At 71.2% G+C, this 17,883-nt stretch carries 14 protein-coding genes; 8 read left to right on the top strand and 6 right to left on the bottom strand.

Going from position 1 to position 17,883, the window contains the following annotated elements:
* Positions 1-1,002: 1,002 nt before the first annotated feature.
* The 3 genes from ACFV9D_RS01385 to ACFV9D_RS01375 form a co-directional block, all read right to left on the bottom strand.
* Entirely contained in the window at positions 1,003-3,438 is a 2,436-nt protein-coding gene (locus tag ACFV9D_RS01385) for a SpoIIE family protein phosphatase (protein WP_385139090.1), read from the bottom strand.
* A complete protein-coding gene (locus tag ACFV9D_RS01380; RefSeq protein ID WP_385139087.1) occupies positions 3,435-5,549 on the bottom strand; it encodes a SpoIIE family protein phosphatase in 2,115 nt (704 codons plus the stop codon). The genes ACFV9D_RS01385 and ACFV9D_RS01380 overlap by 4 nt, the downstream gene beginning before the upstream one ends.
* Before the next feature lie 180 nt (positions 5,550-5,729).
* Positions 5,730-7,214, bottom strand: coding sequence for an MFS transporter (locus ACFV9D_RS01375; protein ID WP_385139084.1), 1,485 nt, complete (start codon positions 7,212-7,214; stop codon positions 5,730-5,732).
* A gap of 137 nt (positions 7,215-7,351) precedes the next feature.
* Here ACFV9D_RS01375 and ACFV9D_RS01370 point away from each other — a divergent pair, with 137 nt between their 5' ends.
* The 4 genes from ACFV9D_RS01370 to ACFV9D_RS01355 all read left to right on the top strand — a co-directional run bounded on the left by ACFV9D_RS01370 (position 7,352) and on the right by ACFV9D_RS01355 (position 11,134).
* Complete coding sequence (locus ACFV9D_RS01370) at positions 7,352-7,801, top strand: MarR family winged helix-turn-helix transcriptional regulator (protein WP_385139082.1); 450 nt, start codon at positions 7,352-7,354, stop codon at positions 7,799-7,801.
* A 151-nt stretch (positions 7,802-7,952) separates the two neighbouring features.
* Positions 7,953-9,038: a substrate-binding domain-containing protein gene (locus ACFV9D_RS01365; protein WP_385139079.1), complete on the top strand. Its 1,086-nt coding sequence runs from the start codon at positions 7,953-7,955 to the stop codon at positions 9,036-9,038.
* A 42-nt stretch (positions 9,039-9,080) separates the two neighbouring features.
* Entirely contained in the window at positions 9,081-9,860 is a 780-nt protein-coding gene (locus ACFV9D_RS01360; RefSeq protein ID WP_385139076.1) for an ATP-binding cassette domain-containing protein, read from the top strand.
* Complete coding sequence (locus ACFV9D_RS01355) at positions 9,857-11,134, top strand: sugar ABC transporter permease (RefSeq protein ID WP_385139073.1); 1,278 nt, start codon at positions 9,857-9,859, stop codon at positions 11,132-11,134. The genes ACFV9D_RS01360 and ACFV9D_RS01355 overlap by 4 nt, the downstream gene beginning before the upstream one ends.
* A gap of 23 nt (positions 11,135-11,157) precedes the next feature.
* Here the strand turns inward: ACFV9D_RS01355 and ACFV9D_RS01350 are convergent, their stop codons facing one another.
* Together ACFV9D_RS01350 and ACFV9D_RS01345 are read right to left on the bottom strand one after the other, a co-directional pair.
* Positions 11,158-12,078 carry a ketopantoate reductase family protein gene (locus tag ACFV9D_RS01350; protein WP_385139071.1) on the bottom strand — a complete coding sequence of 307 codons (921 nt, stop codon included), beginning with the start codon at positions 12,076-12,078 and terminating at the stop codon, positions 11,158-11,160.
* Positions 12,075-12,638 (bottom strand): winged helix-turn-helix transcriptional regulator, encoded by a 564-nt coding sequence (locus ACFV9D_RS01345; RefSeq protein WP_385139068.1) that lies wholly within the window; start codon positions 12,636-12,638, stop codon positions 12,075-12,077. Before ACFV9D_RS01345 ends, ACFV9D_RS01350 begins: the two co-directional genes overlap by 4 nt.
* Before the next feature lie 67 nt (positions 12,639-12,705).
* Here ACFV9D_RS01345 and ACFV9D_RS01340 point away from each other — a divergent pair, with 67 nt between their 5' ends.
* From ACFV9D_RS01340 to ACFV9D_RS01325, 4 genes are all read left to right on the top strand, one after another.
* Positions 12,706-13,971 (top strand): ROK family protein, encoded by a 1,266-nt coding sequence (locus tag ACFV9D_RS01340; RefSeq protein WP_385139066.1) that lies wholly within the window; start codon positions 12,706-12,708, stop codon positions 13,969-13,971.
* A gap of 264 nt (positions 13,972-14,235) precedes the next feature.
* The gene (locus ACFV9D_RS01335) at positions 14,236-15,714 is read left to right on the top strand and encodes an ABC transporter permease (protein ID WP_385139063.1); all 1,479 of its coding nucleotides are present in this window, start codon (positions 14,236-14,238) and stop codon (positions 15,712-15,714) included.
* Positions 15,715-15,755: 41 nt separating this feature from the next.
* Complete coding sequence (locus tag ACFV9D_RS01330) at positions 15,756-16,454, top strand: ABC transporter ATP-binding protein (protein WP_385139060.1); 699 nt, start codon at positions 15,756-15,758, stop codon at positions 16,452-16,454.
* An 89-nt stretch (positions 16,455-16,543) separates the two neighbouring features.
* On the top strand, positions 16,544-17,266 hold the full coding sequence (locus ACFV9D_RS01325; RefSeq protein WP_385139058.1) for a CDP-alcohol phosphatidyltransferase family protein: 723 nt from the start codon (positions 16,544-16,546) through the stop codon (positions 17,264-17,266).
* Here ACFV9D_RS01325 and ACFV9D_RS01320 read toward each other — a convergent pair.
* Positions 17,247-17,729, bottom strand: coding sequence for an adenylyltransferase/cytidyltransferase family protein (locus ACFV9D_RS01320; RefSeq protein WP_385139056.1), 483 nt, complete (start codon positions 17,727-17,729; stop codon positions 17,247-17,249). The genes ACFV9D_RS01325 and ACFV9D_RS01320 overlap by 20 nt on opposite strands.
* Between the last annotated feature and the right edge of the window lie 154 nt (positions 17,730-17,883).

Here is a 17,883-nt window from a genome sequence, read left to right as displayed (position 1 = left end):
CTCGCCGACGGCGTTTGGTGCGGTGCTAGACGATCGATCCAGCGACTACCCCGCGCCGTTGTTCCTAGTGAAGCGGGCAGGCCCGCTGCCGAGCTGCGTCGATCGTCGACATCCGCTTCGCAACGCAGCGTCTACTCCAGAGCAGCCGCTGCGCAAAGAGCATCGGATCGAGGTGGCCGGGCTCCTGAAGAAGCCCTCTGGAGCGCTAGCGCCCCTGCCCCTTGTGTGACATGGTGTTCGACCTTCCGGCCGACCTCACGCAGGTGTTCCTGGAGCGATTCGCGAAGGTGATCTCGCGTGACGACCGGGCGAAGACCGCCGACGTCGAACAGCGTGAAGCGGTGATCAGGCCCGCCCGTGTTCAGCCGCAGGGTACAACCGGGGTGCTGTCCAAACTTCCGCCAGGCGGCCAACTTGTCGCGGACAGCGTCCACCGTGGTGACTGCCGCAGGCCAGCCGCCACCCCCAGCCCCTCGCGCGTGACCAGGCCCGCGACCTCCTGCCCGCCGGGCGTGTCATGGCGTGCCCGTACTGCTGGACCGAGATCAACCTCAGCCTTCTCGACTGATTGCGGGCTCGTCTGCGGGCGGTGTGGACGAGCCCCCGCCATACCGTGAGGTGCCGGCGCCGGTTGGGCCCGCCTTGATCTTGTTGGTGGCAGCGTGATGCTCTCCGCCTGCCCCGGGTCCTCGACGGCATCTGGTTGCGGCGCTGGAAAGGTGGCCGCCCACGTAAGGGGCCGGACTCACGCGGCGGCAAGTAGGCACCGTGCTTGGGGGCCAGTTGGGGACCACACGGTGTGCGCGATGGCGCACGGCGGGAGCCATTGCACACAACTTGCACCCCCGTTAGGTCTGTTGTGTCCGGAAAATACCCCCGACCCTCACTCCTGGGGGTCAAGGGGTCGCAGGTTCAAATCCTGTCGTCCCGACTCGAAAGAGTCGTAGATCAAGGGGCCGTTTCAGAGCAATCTGAAACGCCCCCTTGATCGTTTTCGGGGCGTCAGCCGGACGTGGGCGGGAACTCCTGTTCCGCCCAGATGGTCTTCCCGCGGCGGCTGTAGCGGCTGCCCCAGCGGGTGGTGAGTTGGGCCACCAGGTAGAGGCCGCGGCCGCCCTCGTCGGTCAGGCGTGCGCGGCGCATCCGAGGGTGGGTGGCGCTGGGGTCCGAGACCTCGCAGATCAGTCGGCCCGCGCGGATCAGTCGCACGTCGATCGGCCCTCCGGCGTACCGGATGGCGTTGGTGACCAGTTCGCTCAGTACCAACTCGGTGGTGAAGACGAGCTCCTCGAGCCCCCACGCGCGCAGCTGCGTCGTGGCGGCCTCCCGCACGGTTCCGACGGCCGCCGGCTCGGCCTCGATCCGCCATGAGACCGCATCCTCGGCCGGTACGGCTCGGGTGCGGGCGAGCAGCAGGGTGACGTCGTCCCCGAGGCCGTCGGCGGGGCGGCGGGCAACGATCTCGCGGCCGAGCTCGCGCAAGGGACCCGCGAGGGCCCCGGGCCGGGACAGATGACCGGCGAGGTCGCTCATGCCCACGTCCAGGTCGCCGTCCCGTCCCTCGATCAGTCCGTCGCTGTACAGGGCGAGGACGCTTCCGGGGGCCAGGTCGACCTCCGTCGCCTCGAAGGGCAGACCGCCGACCCCCAGCGGGGGGCCCGGGTCGACCGGAAGGTACGACACCTTGCCTTCCGGGTCCGCCACGGCGGGCGGTGGATGGCCGGCGGACGCGACCGTGCACCGCAGTGAGACCGGGTCGTAGACCGCGTACACGCAGGTCGCGCCGGTGGGGGACGACGGGTTGCCGATGTGCCAGCCGTCGTCGTCGGCGTCGCTCGCCTCACCTCCGTGACTGCCCTCGTCGTCCTCGCTCTCCGTCTCCCCGGGCTCGGCGAGCAGCTGGGTGACCAGGTCGTCGAGGTGGGCGAGCAGCTCGTCGGGTTCGAGGTCGAGATCCGCGAGGGTACGCACGGCCGTGCGCAGCCTGCCCATGGTGGCTGTGGCCGCGAGGCCGTGGCCGACGACATCCCCCACGACCAGGGCGACACGCGCGGAGGACAGCGGAATCACGTCGAACCAGTCTCCGCCGACACCCGTCGTGGTGTCGGCGGGGAGGTAGGCGCCCGACGTGATCGCCGCGGCCGTCTCCGTCCGCGTGGGCGGCAGCATGCTGCGCTGGAGACCGACGGCCGCGCGGCGCTCGCGGGTGAAGCGCCGGGCGTTGTCGAGAGCGAGGGCCGCACGGTCGGCGATCTCGCGCAGCAGGTCCCGGTCGGCCGATTCGTACGCGCCGCGGTCTGCGTGCCGGCCCAGGGACACGCGGCCGAGTACCATTCCCCGGGCGCGCAGGGGGGCCGTCATGGTCATCGGGTAGCCACCGGTGTCCGCGGCGGTGTCGGCGTCGACGGCGCCGAGGCCGACGTCCGCCGCGGAGGGGCCGCCCTCGGCCGCGGGCCGGCCCGCGACGGCGGTACGGCGGAGCAGCAGCCGCCCCTCCTGGTCAGGGGCCGGCTCCTCGCCCAGGGACACCGCGTCCGCGATCTCCACGACGGCGAGATCGCCGAGGCCGGGTACCAACGCGGTGGCCAGTTCCCTGCCCGTGTCCTTGACCGACAGCGAACCGCCGACGCGGGCCGTGGCCCGGTGCAGCAGCGCCAGGCGCTCGCTCGAACGGTGCAGCTCGGTCACGTCGGTGAAGAGGGCCGTGACCCCCAGGACCTGCCCGTCGGGTGCCTGCAAGCGGAACGCCGAGATCGTGATGACCACCCCGCCGGCGGGATCCTCGATGGTCCGCAGGAGCTCCTCCGCCCGGATCAGCGGCCGGCCCGTGCGCAGGACCTGGCGCAGCTTCTCCTCGACCGCCTCCGCGTCGTTGGACCAGAGGAAGTCGCGCAGCCGTCGGCCTCGCAGATCGGCCGGCACGCCGGTGTACGGCAGGAGGTGGGTGTTGGTCCTCAGGAGCCGTAGCTCCGCGTCGAAGACGGCGAGACCCACACGGTCCTGGAGGAACAGCTCCCTGATGAACGCCCGGTCCTGATGCCAGCGGGCGGCCAGTGTCGCCGGGGCGGCCAGGACGAGGCATTCCGCTCCCGAACCCGTCGTACCGTCCTCTTCACCCGCCGTACCGTCCCGTTCGCCGTCGTCGGTGAGAGGGAACGCCTGGAGGACGACCGGCAGGTCCTCGCCTCCGGCCGTGCGCAGCACCGCCTCGGCGCCTCTGGCCCCCCGCGCGTACGCCTCCACGAGTGCGGGCCAGGTCGCGGGGTTCGCGAGGAGGGCGCGCGCCGGACGGCCGACGACGTCGGAGGCGGGCCGGCCGAGCAGTGCCCGGGCCTCCCGTGTCCAGCCGCTGATCCGCCCCCGGCGGTCGAGCAGGGCACCCGCGGTGCCCTCGGGGACGGGCAGGAGGCTGTCACCCGGGAAGGGCGTGTCGTTCACGGCGCCTCCTCCTCTCGGCCGTTCTCGGAACGGGACGGAGGCCGGGCCCGAGCGATCAGAAGGGCGACGTCGTCGTGGTCGTCGGGGCCTCGCAGCGCGCCCAGGAGCAGGTCACAGGTCTCCTCCAAGGGGAGGGCGGACTGGCCGAGCAGGTCGGTGAGGGCCGCGAGCCGGACATCGATGTCCTGGTCACGGGTCTCCACCAGGCCGTCGGTGTACAGCACCAGTTCGTCGCCCGCCGCGAACGGGATCTCCACGGTCTCGAAGGGGACGCCGCCGACGCCCAGGGGCGCACCCGTGGGAAGGTCGAGCAGGCGGGGTGGCCGACCCGTGGGGACGTGCACGGGGGGAGGATGGCCGGCGTTGGAGATGCGGCAGCTCCCCTCGTCGGGGTCGTACACGACGTACACGCAGGTGGCCATCGCGTCGTCCAGATCGGCGACGGTGCGGTCGAGATGGGTCAGGACCACGGAAGGTGACACACCGAGCCCGGCGAGCGTGCGGGCCGCTGTGCGCACCTGCCCCATGGTCGCGGCGGCGTTGATTCCGCTGCCCATCACATCGCCCACGACCAGGGCCGTCTTGCCGTCCGGCAGCGGGATCGCGTCGAACCAGTCCCCGCCGACCTCGACCGCCGCGGAGGCGGGCTGATAGCGATAGGCCACGTCGAGCCCGTTCAACCGCGCGGGACCGTGCGGCAGCAGATGGCGTTGGAGGGCCAGGGCGGCCTGGCTCTGGTGCCGGTACCAGCGGGCGTTGTCGATGGCCACCGCCGCACGGGCCGCCAGCTCGCCGGCCAGCAGGACGTCGTCGCGGTCGAACGGCACGGAGTTCCGGGCGCGCTTGAGGTCGAGCACGCCGAGGACGACGCCACGGGCGCGAAGGGGGACGGCGAGGTAGGAGTGGAGGCCCGCCTGCCGCAGAAGTCCGGCGGCGGAGCCGGCCCGGGCGATGCGGGGCAGGTCGGTGTCCGTGACGTGCTCGACGAGAACCGGGCGGCCGGTACGGGCGCACTGGGTGACCAGCCGCTCGATGCCGTAGCGCGCCGGTCTGCCGACCGGGTCGGCGGCCTCCTCCGCCGGGGTGGGATACGCGGCCTTCACCGCAAGGGCGCGGAACACGGCCGGCCCCGAGGCCCTCGTTCCCCCGGGGTGCGGACCGGTCAGGATGTCCTCCAGGACGTCGACCGCCGCGATGTCGGCGAACTCCGGCACCACCAGATCCGCCAGTTCGTGAGCGGTCAGGTCCAGGTCGAGCGTGGTGCCCACGCGCTCGGAGGCGTCCGCGATCACCGCGAGGCGACGCCTGGCCCGTGCGGCCGCCCTGGCGGCATGGTGCTGGTCGGTGATGTCCACGACCGAGGCGGCGACCCCGACGACGCGGTGCCCCGAGGTCTCCAGGCGGTACAGCGACATCGACCAGATCTGCTCCTTCCCGTCGGAGCGGACGACACCCCGCACGTTCCTGGAGAGGACGGGAACCCCCGTCTCCAGAACTTCGCGGAGCGCCACCTCCAGTGTGTCGGCGTCCGGGGACGTCACCGCCTGGCGGAACGTGCGGCCCAGATAGCTGGCGGCGGTGCGGCCGTCGATCCGTTCCAGCGCCGGATTGACCAGGACGAACCGGAGGTCGGGGTCCAGCACGGCCAGGCCGATGGGGGAGTGGGCGACCAGCCGGGAGGACAGGGCGAGGTCCTGTTCCACCCGTCTCGCGGTGGCCGCGTCCGTGGCCAGCCCGAGCACGTAGGGACTCCCTTGGTCGTCCTGGAGCCGGGTGTTGCGGAACTCGACCGGGATCGTGCGGCCGTCCTTGTGGCGTACCGAGAAGACACCGGCCCAGGGCCCGCCGCCCGAGATGACCCGCTCGAACTGGGACAGCGCCTGGTTCCGATCGTGCTCCGCGACCAGAAGCGGGGCGACCGGCCGGCCCAGCGCCTCGGCCGCCGGGTATCCGAAGATCGCTTCCGCCTGGGGGCTCCAGAGGACGATCCGCCCCGTCGCGTCCACGACGACGGCGGCCACCCCGAGTACGTCGAGGAGTCCGCCGGGCGCCACGGCGAGCTCACCGCTCGCCGGGTCCGGGCCGGCAGGTGGAAAGGCCGCCGCGCTCATCCAGACCGCATCCCTCCTCCACCCCGCAGCCACCTCGTCACCGCTGCACGTCCACGGAGCGGAGCACGGGTCCTCTCCATCATCCCGCCGCGGGAGCGGACCGCCAGTCGTCGACCGCCAGTCGTCGACCGCCAGTCGTCGACCGCCGGTCGTCATGCGCGACGACCACCCCGCCGGAGGTCAGGCCGCGGCGGCGGCCGTCTTCTCGGTGGCGGGCAGGCTCACCGTCGTGGTGCGAGGTGCCTGCCGGCCGCGCAGTCCCACCCGGCCGATGACCGCGACGAGGGCGAAGGCCGCGGCCCCGATCCAGAAGGTGAGGGTGAAGCCGGACTCGGCGGGCAGGGCCGGAGCGCCGGCGGGGAGCTCGATGGTCTGCGAGGCCAGGATCGTGGTGACCACGGCGCTGCCGATCGCGCTGCCGGTGGAGCGGGAGATGGAGTTGATGCCGTTGGCGATGCCGCTCTGGTGGGGCGGGACGCTCGACATGATGACGGCGGGCATGGCCGCGTAGCCGAAGCTGACGGCCGCGCCGACCACCACGCCCGCGCCGATCACCGAGGCGGTGTGGACGTGGTCGAGGGCGAGCCAGCCGAAGCCCACGGCGCCGAGGCCGGCGGCCAGGATCAGCGCCGTGCGCGGACCGCGGTGGCGGACCAGCCGGCCGCCGATCGGCGAGGCGAGCAGGGAGGCGATCGCGCCGGGCAGCAGGAACTGGACGGAGGCGCGCAGGACGGACGCGTCGAAGCCGTAGCCGGTCAGGGCCTCGGGCATCTGGACGAGGTAGGAGACGCCGAGGAAGTTCGCGAACATGCCGAATCCGACGAGGACGCCGGCCAGGTTGGCCATGAGCACCGGTCGGTGGACGAACATCCGCATGTCCACCAGCGGTTCGCGGACCTTGAGCTCGGTGAGCACCCAGACAACGGTCATGACGGCGGCGCCGGCGAAGCTCCCGAGCGTGCGGCCGGAGGTCCAGCCCCACTCCTGGCCCTGGGAGATGGGCAGCAGGAGCAGCAGGAGGGTGAGGCCGAGCGTCAGCGCGCCGAGGACGTCGGTGCGGCCGCCGGTCTTGTGGCGGGTCGCGGGGACCAGGAGGACCACCGCGAGCAGGGCGAGTGCGGCGAAGCCGGTCGCCATCCAGAAGGCGCTGCGGTAGTCGGCGTCGGAGCCGGAGGTGAGCAGGCCGGTGGCGACGAGTGCCAGGCCGCTGCCGAAGGCGAGGGTGCCGCTGACGAGAGCCATCGCGCCGGGCAGCTTCTGCGGACGCACCTCCTCGCGAAGGACGGACAGGGCGAGGGGGAAGATCGCGGTGGCGGCACCCTGGAGCACTCGGCCCAGGACCAGCAGCGGGAGCGAGGTCGCCAGGGCGGCGATGACAGAGCCGACCACCATCACACCGAGGACGGCCACGAGTGTGGGCTTCTTGCCGTGCTGGTCGCCGAAGCGGCCGAGCAGCGGGGTGAAGACGGCGGCGGAGAGCAGGGTGGCGGTGGTCACCCAGCTCACGTCGGCGGTCGAGGCGCCGAGGTCGTCACGGATGAGGCCCAGGATCGGGACCGGCAGGGTCTGCATCATCGACACGACCATGGCTGCGAGGCTCAGCGCGAGGATGACGACCGTCTCGCGGCGGGGCCCGGCGGTGGGCGGGGGAGTGGAGGGGCTCATGTCGGGGAGGACCTTCCCAGTGCTTCAGGGTGTAGATGTTTGATGTCATCAAGTAACTCGGTCGACGGTAGACGTGGATAGTTCAGGCGGTCAAGTAAACAATTGATAATGTCAAGGATCTTGAGTACGCTCGAAGGGTGAGCGCGACGACACTTGAGACCCCTAAGGCACCCACCAAGCTCCAGCTGCTGGAGCTCCTGGCCGCCATCGGCTCGGCCCAGTGGCGTGACTTCGCCGCCGCCGCGGCCCATCACGGCCTGACGTCGATGCAGGGCAAGGTCCTCGCCCAGCTCGACGGCCCGATGCCGATGCGCGCGCTCGCCACCCTGCTCGTGTGCGACGCGTCGAACGTCACCGGGATCGTGGACCGCCTGGAGGCCCGCGGGCTGGTGCGCCGTGAGCCGGACCCCGCCGACCGCCGCGTCAAGAACGTCGTGGTGACGGACGAGGGCAGGGAGGTCATCCTGCGTGTCCGTGAGGAGATGCAGGCGACCCATGGCGCGCTCGACACCCTCGGTGCACAGGACAGTGCCACCCTGTACGCCCTGCTGGAACGCCTGCGTCCGGGCATGGAGAAGCACGCCTGACGCGAAAGGCCGGTCCGAAGGCAGTGCGTGGGGTGACATCACCCGCTTGCCGGTGCCTGGGTTGCGGCTAATGTCGTATTAAGGCCATATCTGCACCCTCGTTCCCGCGCTCTGTCGGTGAAGGGAAGGGGGGCGTAGGGAAGGAGCCCCCATGTCCCGCACATTGCGCGGCGCGATAGCCCTGGTCGGGGCCGCCGCCCTCTCGCTCGGAGCCGTCGCGACCAGCGGCGCGGCCCAGCCGGGCGAGGCGAAACAGGACGAGATCAAGATCGGTCTGCTGCTGCCCGAGAGCAAGACCACGCGGTACGAGAAGTTCGACCGGCCGTACATCGAGCAGAAGATCAAGGAACTGGCGCCCGACGCCCAGATCGACTACTACAACGCCGCCGAGAGCGCCACCACCCAGCAACAGCAGGTCAACACCGCACTCGCCAAGGGCGACCAGGTGCTGATCCTGGACGCGGTGGACGCCAAGTCCATCCAGTCCTCCGTGCAGAAGGCCCGTGACGCGGGTGTGAAGGTCGTCGCGTACGACCGCCTCGCGCAGGGCCCCGTCGACGCCTACGTCTCGTACGACAACCGCAAGGTCGGCGAGTTGCAGGGTAAGGCACTGCTCGACGCGCTCGGTGACAAGGCCGACACCGGCCAGATCGTGATGCACAACGGCTCGCCGACCGACCCGAACGCGGCCGAGTTCAAGGCCGGCGCCCACTCCGTCCTCGACGGCAAGGTGAAGATCGGCAAGGAGTACGACACCCCCAACTGGGACCCGAACAACGCCAACCAGCAGATGTCCGGCGCCATCAGCGCCCTGGGCAAGGAGAACATCGTCGGCGTCTACTCGGCCAACGACGGACTGGCCGCCGGCATCGCCACCGCCCTCAAGGCGGCCGGCATCAACGTGCCGCTGACCGGCCAGGACGCCCAACTCGACGCGATCCAGCGGATCCTCCTCGGTACGCAGACGATCACTGTCGAGAAGCCGTACAAGCCGGAGGCAGACATCGCCGCCACCATGGCCGTCGATCTCGCCGAGGGCAAGGAACTCCCCGACTCCCTGACGCCCACCACCGTCACCAGCGGCAGTGGCGAGAAGGTCCCGGCCAATCTGCTGACCCCGATCGTGGTCGACAAGAACAACATCAACGACACGGTCGTCAAGGACGGTCTGTACACGGTCGACGAGATCTGCACTCCCACCTACGCCGCAGCCTGCAAGGAGGCCGGACTCCAGTAGCCGTAGCAGCCCATCGGGGGTGTGCGGAGGAGGCGGTTGAAGTTGCCGGAAGCACCTGTGCTCACGCTGCGGGGGATCTCCAAGCGGTTCGGCGCCGTCCAGGCGCTGTCGGCCTTCGATCTGGAGGTCCACCCCGGTGAGGTCGTCGCCCTCGTCGGCGACAACGGCGCCGGGAAGTCCACCGCCGTCAAGGCGATCGCCGGGGTGAACCCGCCCGACGAGGGCGTCATCGAATGGCAGGGCCGTCCCGTCACCATCAACCGGCCCCACGACGCCCAGAACCTCGGCATCGCCACCGTCTACCAGGACCTCGCGCTCTGCGACAACCTCGACGTGGTCGGCAATCTCTTCCTCGGCCGCGAACTGCGCCGCTTCGGCGTGCTCGACGAGGTCCGGATGGAGCAGCGTTCGCGGGAGCTGCTCAACACCCTGTCGATCCGCATCCCCAGTGTCCGGATCCCCGTCGCCTCCCTCTCCGGCGGACAGCGGCAGACCGTCGCGATCGCCCGGTCCCTGATCGGCGAACCGCAGGTCGTCATCCTGGACGAGCCCACCGCCGCCCTCGGTGTGGAGCAGACCGCCCAAGTCCTCGACCTGGTCGAACGACTCCGCGACCACGGTCTCGGAACCATCCTGATCAGCCACAACATGGTGGACGTGATGGCGGTCGCCGACCGCATCGCCGTCCTGCGCCTCGGCCGCAACAACGGGTTCTTCGACAAGCGCTCCACCACCACCGAGGAGATCATCTCCGCCATCACCGGCGCCTCCGACAGCGCCGTCACCCGCCGCCAGGCCCGCAAGCGGGAGGAGGAGCGATGAGACGGGACCGAGGACCCGACGGCAATTCCGCCCAGGAACCGGCACCGGAGGCCATGCCCGCCGTCGACACCCGTCTGCTCGTCCGCGAGGAGGGCCTGAAGGGGTACCTCGGGGAGTTCCGGCGCAAGCTGCGCAGCGGGGAGCTCGGGTCGCTGCCCGTCGTCATCGCCGTGATCATCATCTGGACGGTGTTCGGCAGTCTCGACAGCGCGTTCCTCTCGGCGCAGAACCTCTCCGACCTCAGTCAGCAGATCGTCGGCACCGGCATGATCGCCGTCGGTGTCGTCTTCGTCCTGCTGCTCGGCGAGATCGACCTTTCCGTCGGCTCCGTCAGCGGCCTGTGCGCGGCCATCTTCGCCGTGCTCAACGTCCTGAACGGCATGAACGAGTGGCTGGCGCTCCTCGTCGCCATCGCGGGCGGCGCGGCCGTCGGGCTCATCCAGGGCTTCTTCTTCGCCAAGGTCGGTGTGCCGGCGTTCGTCGTCACCCTCGCGGGCAACCTCGCCTGGAACGGCCTCATGCTCCAGGTGCTCGGCACCAGCGGCACGGTCAACATCCCCAGCGAGAGCATCGTCTCCGAGCTCTACTCGACCATCTTCCACAGCAGCGCCGCCGCCTATGTGACAGCGGCCGTCGGGGTCGGGCTCTTCCTCGCCGCCTCGCTCCTGGACGCCAGGCGCCGCCAGGCGGCCCGCGTGCCGTTCCGGCCGGTCGCCGAGATCGTGCTGCGTACGGTCGTCATCGCCGCGATCGCGTTCGTCGCGGCCTACATCCTCAACCAGTACCAGGGCCTGCCGCTCGCGCTGCTGATCTTCCTCATCCTGCTGGTGGTCCTGGACTTCGTCCTGCGTCGCACGTCGTACGGGCGGCGGATCTTCGCGGTCGGCGGCAACATCGAGGGCGCGCGTCGAGCCGGCATCAGCGTGCCCTTCGTCCGGATGACCGTCTTCTCGATCTCGGGCACCATGGCGGCGGTCGGCGGCCTCTTCCTGGCCGGACAGATCCAGTCCGCGAGCCAGACGTCCGGCGGCGGCAACCTCCTGATGAACGTCATCGCGGCGGCCGTCATCGGCGGCACGAGTCTGTTCGGCGGACGCGGCTCGGTCTGGTCCGCGCTGCTGGGCGCCCTGGTGATCGGGTCCATCCAGTCCGGGATGAACATCATGGGCGTCAGCAACGCCGTCCAGTTCATGATCACCGGATCGGTCCTGCTCGCCGCCGTGGTCGTCGACTCCCTGTCCCGCAGGAGCCAGAAGGCCGCGGGCCGCGCCTGAGCCCCGTCCCCGGGGTCAGGGCCTCAACTCGCGACCCGTCCCTGGTGGACGCGCAGGTGAAGGGTCGCCAGGTCGAGGAGCGGAGTGGGCACCGAGAAGACACGGGCCCGGGCCACGAGGTCCCCGAAGAGGTGCTCGACCTCGGTCGGCCGTCCGGCCACCAGATCGCGGTAGAGGGAGGGGACCATCGACGAACCGGTGGCGGTCACGAGGTCCAGCGTCGCGGTCCGCTCCGACTGCGGTACGGGATGGCCCGCCGCGGCCGACACCGTGGCCGCCTCCGCCAGGATCGCCGGGCCCAGTTCCGCACCGCCCGGGACGGCGGCGACCTCCCCGACCGTTCCACGCATCAGGCTGGTCACCGCGCCGAAGGTGGTGATGAACACCCACTTGTGCCACATGGCGGCCATCACGTCCTGCGGCACCAGGACGTCGATGCCGGCCTCCTCCAGAACGGCCCGGATCTTCTCCACGCGGGGTGAGGAGGAACCGTCCTGCTCACCGATCGTCAGATGGGCTATCGGCGCGAGGCGGACGATGTCCCCCTCGTCGCTCAGGGTGGTGACCACCTTGGCGACTCCGCCGAGGACCGGCGCGGCGCCGAATCGGGCGTTCAGGGCGTCGATGTGGGCCAGACCGTTGAGCAGCGGCACGATCGCCGTGTCCGGCCCGACGGCCGGGGCGATGTCCTCGATCGCCTGCTCCAGGGCGGTGGACTTCACCGAGAGGAGGACGAGGTCGTACGGGGCGGTCAGCTCGTCGGCCGTGAGCAGCCGGGGCTCCAGGGACCATTCCTCGCCGCGGCCGGTGATGCGCAGCCCGCGCTCGGCCAGTGCGGCGGCGCGCTGCGGACGGACCAGGAAGGTGACGTCCTGTCCTGAACGGGCCAGCAGGGACCCGAAGTAGCCTCCGGTGGCTCCGGCGCCGACGACCAGGATCTTCATGAGTGCGGACCTCTCGTGGGGCGTTGCGTCGTGGACGGTATGAGCAGGGGCTGGAGCAGGCGGTGCGGGCGGGCGAGGGCCGTCGTCACCGGGTCGTCGTCCTCGGCCGCGGGGGCGAGCCCGGGGCCGGGGGTCACGAGGATGTCGCCGACCGGGACCGGGGCCCCGCACCCCGTACAGCGGCCGTCCCCGTCGATCGGGGCGTCGTCGTCGGCATGACGGAAGACGCGGCGCGGGCCGCCGTCCGCCACGTAGAACTCGTCGCCCCAGGAGGTGAGCGCGCGGACGGCGGGCCAGAGCGCCACGCCCTTGGGGGTCAGGCCGTAGACCTCACGGCGCCCGGTGTCCGGCAGGCGCCGCAGGACACCGGCCTCGGTGAGGGTGGCCAGCCGGTCGGCGAGGACGGCCCGAGGGAGGCGCAGATGGGCGGCGAACTCGCCGAAGCGGCGGACCCCGTAGAAGGCGTCGCGCACGATCAGCAGCGTCCAGCGCTCGCCGATGATCTCCATCGAGCGGGCGAGGGCACAGGTCTGACCGCTGTAGTCGCGCGGAAGGGGCACGGCGCAGACAGTAGCGTAAAGAGTTCGGTGGTTGAACTGATTTCGCCGGGGTTAGGCTCGGCGCACGATGATGAAGACTCCGGGAACCGGGGACGCGCACCCGGCGGAACCCAAGGCCGACAAGGCGAGCGTGCGACGGCACAACCTCAGCCTCGTCCTGCGGACCGTGCACGAGGCGGGCGAGACGACCCGTGCGGCGGTCGCCGCGCGCGTCGGGCTGACCCGCGCCGCCGTCTCCTCGCTGGTCGAGCACCTGCTCGAGCAGGGGTTCCTGGTGGAGTCGGGCAAGACGTTCAGCGGGCAGGCGGGACGGCCGGGGACGGTTCTGAAGGCGGCCGACACCGGCCCCGCCGGGCTCGGCGTCGAGATCAACGTCGACTACGTGTCCGTGTGCGTCGTCGACCTGGCGGGAACCGACCGGCTCCGGAGCACCGAACGCCTCGACGGTCGCACGGCCGGTGCCGCCGAAGTCCTGGGGCGCGCGGCCCGGATCGCGGCGCGCGTCCTCGAGCGCGCGGAGGAACGGGAACTCCACCCGACGGGCGTACGGCTCGCCCTGCCCGGCCTCGTCTCCGCGGGGACCGTCCACCAGGCGCCGAACCTCGGCTGGAACCGGGTCGAGGCCGACCGGATCTTCGCCGCGGCGCTCACCGCCCTGCGCCCGGGGCGGCCGGAGTTGCCGGTCGCCTCGGACAACGAGGCGAACGTCGCGGCACTGGCCGAGCTGTGGTTCGGCGCGCTCGGCGACGTACGGAGCTTCCTCCACCTCACCGGCGAGATCGGCGTCGGCGGCGCGATCGTCGTCAACGGCGAGCTGCTGCGCGGCGCGCACGGGTTCGCCGGCGAGATCGGCCACATGGCCGTCGACGCGGACGGGCCGCTGTGCCGCTGCGGCTCGCGCGGCTGCCTGGAGCAGTACGCCGGCCAGTCGGCGCTCCTGCGGGCGGCGGGGCTCGAGGAGGAGGGGGTGGCCGGTGCGGCCGACCCCGGGGAGGCCTCGGGCGTCGAGGAGTTGGCGCGGCGCGCGGAGGCGGGGGAACCGCGGGCGGTGGCCGCCGTCGAAGAGGGCGGCCGGATGCTCGGGCTCGCGCTCTCCGGCGCGGTGAACCTGCTCGATCCCGAGGTCGTCGTCCTCGGCGGGATCTACCCGCGCCTGATGCCCCGCCTGGGGCCCGCCGTCGACGCCGAACTCGCCCGCCGCGTCGTCTCCGGCCTCTGGACCCCCTCCGCGGGCCGCCTGCGCCCGGCCTCCACCTCGGCGGACGCGGCCCGCGGAGCTGCGGCCGTCGCCATCCGCGAAGTCCTGGCGGACCCCCTGTCGTACGGACGTTGACCGCTGGCACGATCCGGTCGCCGTCGGGACGGTGCGCCTGCCGTTGATCGGGCGGCCACCAAGGCCCGGCCCGCGACCGCGGCACCCGGCGCCGTCGATCGGGCGGCCACCAAGGCCCGGCCCGCGACCGCGGCACCCGGCGCCGTCGATCGGGCGACCACCAAGGCCCGGGCCCGCAGCCGCGGCACCCTCCCCGCCCGACTCTCATCCCACTCTCACGTGGGCCTTATCCGGCCATCACCGCACGCGCCTAACTTCGCGCCCATGTTCTTCACCTACCTCCGGCGCGAACTGCGCCGTCGCAGAAAGGCGGCGCTCGTCGTCGCCTCCGGGCTCGCGCTCGGGATCGCGTTGGTCATCGTCGTCAACTCCGTTGCCTCCGGGATGAAGCAGGCGCAGACCCAGGTCCTCGAGTCCCTCTACGGACTCGGCACCGACCTGACCGTCACCAAGGCCCGCGAGGAACCGAAGGCGGGCGAGCAGGCGCAGCGGCCGCGGTTCGAGTTCGACGCCAAGGAGGACGGTGAGGAGCAGAGCAGCGACCGGCTGATGGTCCAGGGGTTCCAGACCCTGCCCGCCTCCACCGTCTCCACCGTCGCGAAGCAGACCGGCGTCGCCCAGGCCGTCGGCGGTCTCAGCCTCACCAACCTCAAGATCGACGGCGAGTTCGAGCGCGGCGAGTTCAAGCAGACGCAGCCCGCCCAGCCCGGCAACCCGGGCGGCGGTGGCAACGGCGGCAGCGGCGGCGCAGGCCGCGTCGAAGGCGGTGGCGCCGCCTTCGACGTCAACTCCTTCACCCTCTACGGCACCGACGTAGCCGCCCCCGACCTCGGCCCCCTCACCACCTCGACCCTCTCCAAGGGCCGTACCTTCAAGACCTCCGAGACCGACGCCGAGGTCGTGGTCGTCGACAGTGCCTACGCCAAGCAGGAAGGCCTCGACGTCGGCAAGACGCTGACGGTCAAGGGCGTGAAGTTCGAGATCATCGGCATCGCCACCGCCGACAGTGGACAGGCCGCCGCCCAGGTCTATCTGCCGCTGAAGCAGGCGCAGACCCTGTCGGACTCCAAGGACAAGATCACCACCGTCTATGTGAAGGCGACCGACTCGACGAAGATCGAGGCGGTCAAGTCCGCCATCCAGAAGAACGTCTCCGGCACCACGGTCACCACCTCCGCCGATCTCGCCGAGACCGTCTCCGGCTCCCTCGACACCGCCGCCAACCTCGCCACCAACGTGGGCAAGTGGCTCTCGTACGCCGTCCTCGTCGCCGCCGTCCTGGTCGCAGGTCTGCTCACCTCCTCCGCGGTCAGCCGCCGGGTCCGCGAGTTCGGCACGCTCAAGGCGCTCGGCTGGAAGAGCGGCCGGGTCACCCGGCAGGTGATGGGCGAGGCGCTCGTCAACGGCCTGCTCGGCGGCGCGCTCGGTATCGCCGTGGGCCTCGGCGGCGCCTACCTCGTGACCGCCATCAGCCCCACCCTCACCGCCGAACTCGGCGCCGGCGCGCTGAACAGCGGCGGCCCCGGCGGCGGAGCCCGGATGCTCGGCGGCCCCGGCATGACCGCGGTCCGCGACGGCGGCGCCGGCAACACCCTCGACATCGCCCTGACCGCCCCCGTGAGCGTCACCACGGTCGGTCTCGCCGTGGTCCTCGCCCTCGGCGGCGGCCTCGTCGCCGGCGGCTTCGGCGCCTGGCGCGCCTCCCGGCTGCGCCCGGCGGACGCGCTGCGCCGCGTCGAGTAGCCGGTACCCCGAACCCCTTCACGTATCGCAGGAGTTGCACCATGTACGAACTCACAGGCGTCACCAAGCAGTACCGCAGGGGCCAGGAGAGAGTCGATGCCCTCGCCGGGGTCGACCTCACCATCAGGGAGGGCGACCGTCTGGTCATCCAGGGCCCCACCGGCGGCGGCAAGTCCACGCTGCTGCAGATGCTGGGCGGTCTCGACCGGCCCACGTCCGGCAGCGTGATGCTCGACGGCGTCGATCTGGCCAAGCTGCCGGAGAGCCGGCTGACGGCCGTACGCAGCCAGAACATCGGCTTCGTCTTCCAGTCCTTCAACCTCATCCCCACGCTCACCGCTCAGGAGAACGTGGAGACCGCGCTCGTCCCCATGGGCCTCAAGGCGGGCGAGCGGCGCGGTCTGGCGGCGGAAGCGCTGGAGTCCGTCGGTCTCGGCGAGCGCAGCGCGCACCTTCCGTCCGAACTCTCCGGCGGCCAGCAGCAGCGCGTCGCGATCGCCCGGGCCCTGGTGAAGCGGCCCAAGGTGCTCCTCGCCGACGAGCCGACCGGCAACCTCGACGAGTCGATGCGCGACGAGATCGTGGAACTGCTCGAAGGTCTCTGGAAGGAGCACGGACTGACCTTCGTCATGGTCACCCACGACAGCGCCATCGCCCGCCGCGCCCCGCGCCTGGCGACCATCCGCAAGGGCCGGATCACGATCAAGGAGAACCGCCACGCGGAGGCGGTGGAGGCGTAGGACCGGTCACCCCGGACCCCCCGGTGATGCCATGATGTGCGCCATCGCGTACGAAAGTACGACAGTCGTACAATGACCCGGGGGGGTTCGTGGGAACGATCGGGACCGCGCTGACCGAGCTGAGATCCGCGCAGAAGTCGGCGAAGGGGGTCTCGCTGTACTCGCGGTTCGTCAACCGTCCGGTGGGGCGGTACCTCGCGGCCGCCTCGTACGCCGCAGGACTGACACCCAATCAAGTCACCGTAATCAGCGCGGTGTTCAGTTTCGCGGCGGTCGCGGGGGTGGCCCTCGGGGCGCCGTCCTGGGGGCTCGGCCTGCTGATCTGGCTCGGCCTCGCCGTCGGTTTCGCCTTCGACTCCGCCGACGGACAGCTCGCCCGTCTGCGCGGCGGCGGCAGCCCTGCGGGGGAGTGGCTCGACCACGTCGTGGACTGCGCGAAGATCACCGCCGTGCACCTCGCCGTGCTGATCGCGTTCTACCGGCACCCCGAGCACTTCGGCACGACCGCGGACGGCTGGCTGCTCGTCCCCCTCGGCTTCCAACTCGCCGCCGTCGTCACCTTCTTCGGCGGCCTGCTGACCGAGAAGCTCAAGCCGCGCCCCGCCCCCGGCGCACCCGCGCCCCAGCCCTCCACCCTGCGGGCGGTGGCGCTGCTCCCCGTCGACCACGGCGTCTTCTGCCTGGTCTTCCTGCTGCTCGGCGGCGGTTCCGCGTTCCGCTGGACCTACACCGCGCTCGGCGCCGCGAGCGCGGTGTTCCTCCTGGCCTTCCTCGCCAAGTGGTTCCGCGAACTCAGCGCAGCCCCTCGCTGACCCCGCCGATCCCGGTGCCCGGCTCGGCCTCCTGTGTCAGGAGGTCGAGCGCGCGCCGGAGTTGGGTGCTGGACGTGTGCATCGTGTACGGGAAGTAGACGATCTCCACCCCCACCCCGGCGAAGTCCCGCTCCAGACGGTCCCCCTTGGGCGTACCGCGCCAGTCGTCGCCCTTGAACAGCACATCGAACCGGACCTGCTTCCACGTCTCCAGCTTGTCCGGCACGGTCTCCACGAAGGCCGCGTCGACGTACTTGACGTTGCGCACGATCTCCAGCCGCTCGACGAGCGGAATCACCGGGCGCCGTCCCTTGGCCAGCTCCGCCATCTCGTCCGAGACCACCCCGGCCACCAGGTAGTCGCACTGACTGCGCGCGTGGCGAAGGATGTTGAGATGGCCGATGTGGAAGAGGTCGTAGGCGCCCGGCGCGTAGCCGACCCGGTACGGCCTGCCTGTGGTCATGTGTGAAACCCCCCAGGTGCGTTCGCGCTCCCCAGCGCGAAGGAGTTCCGACGATAGCGTGCACGTTCCGTTGAGAGAGGGTGAACGACTAGGGTGAGGGCGGGTTCACGTACGGGGGAGAGGGACGGTCGCGTGGGGGAAGTGGCGGCAGTGA

The sequence above is a fragment of the Streptomyces sp. NPDC059875 genome (assembly GCF_042731085.1).
In the GTDB taxonomy this organism is placed as follows: Bacteria; Actinomycetota; Actinomycetes; order Streptomycetales; family Streptomycetaceae; genus Streptomyces.
This window is presented reverse-complemented; position numbering and strand designations above follow the sequence as displayed.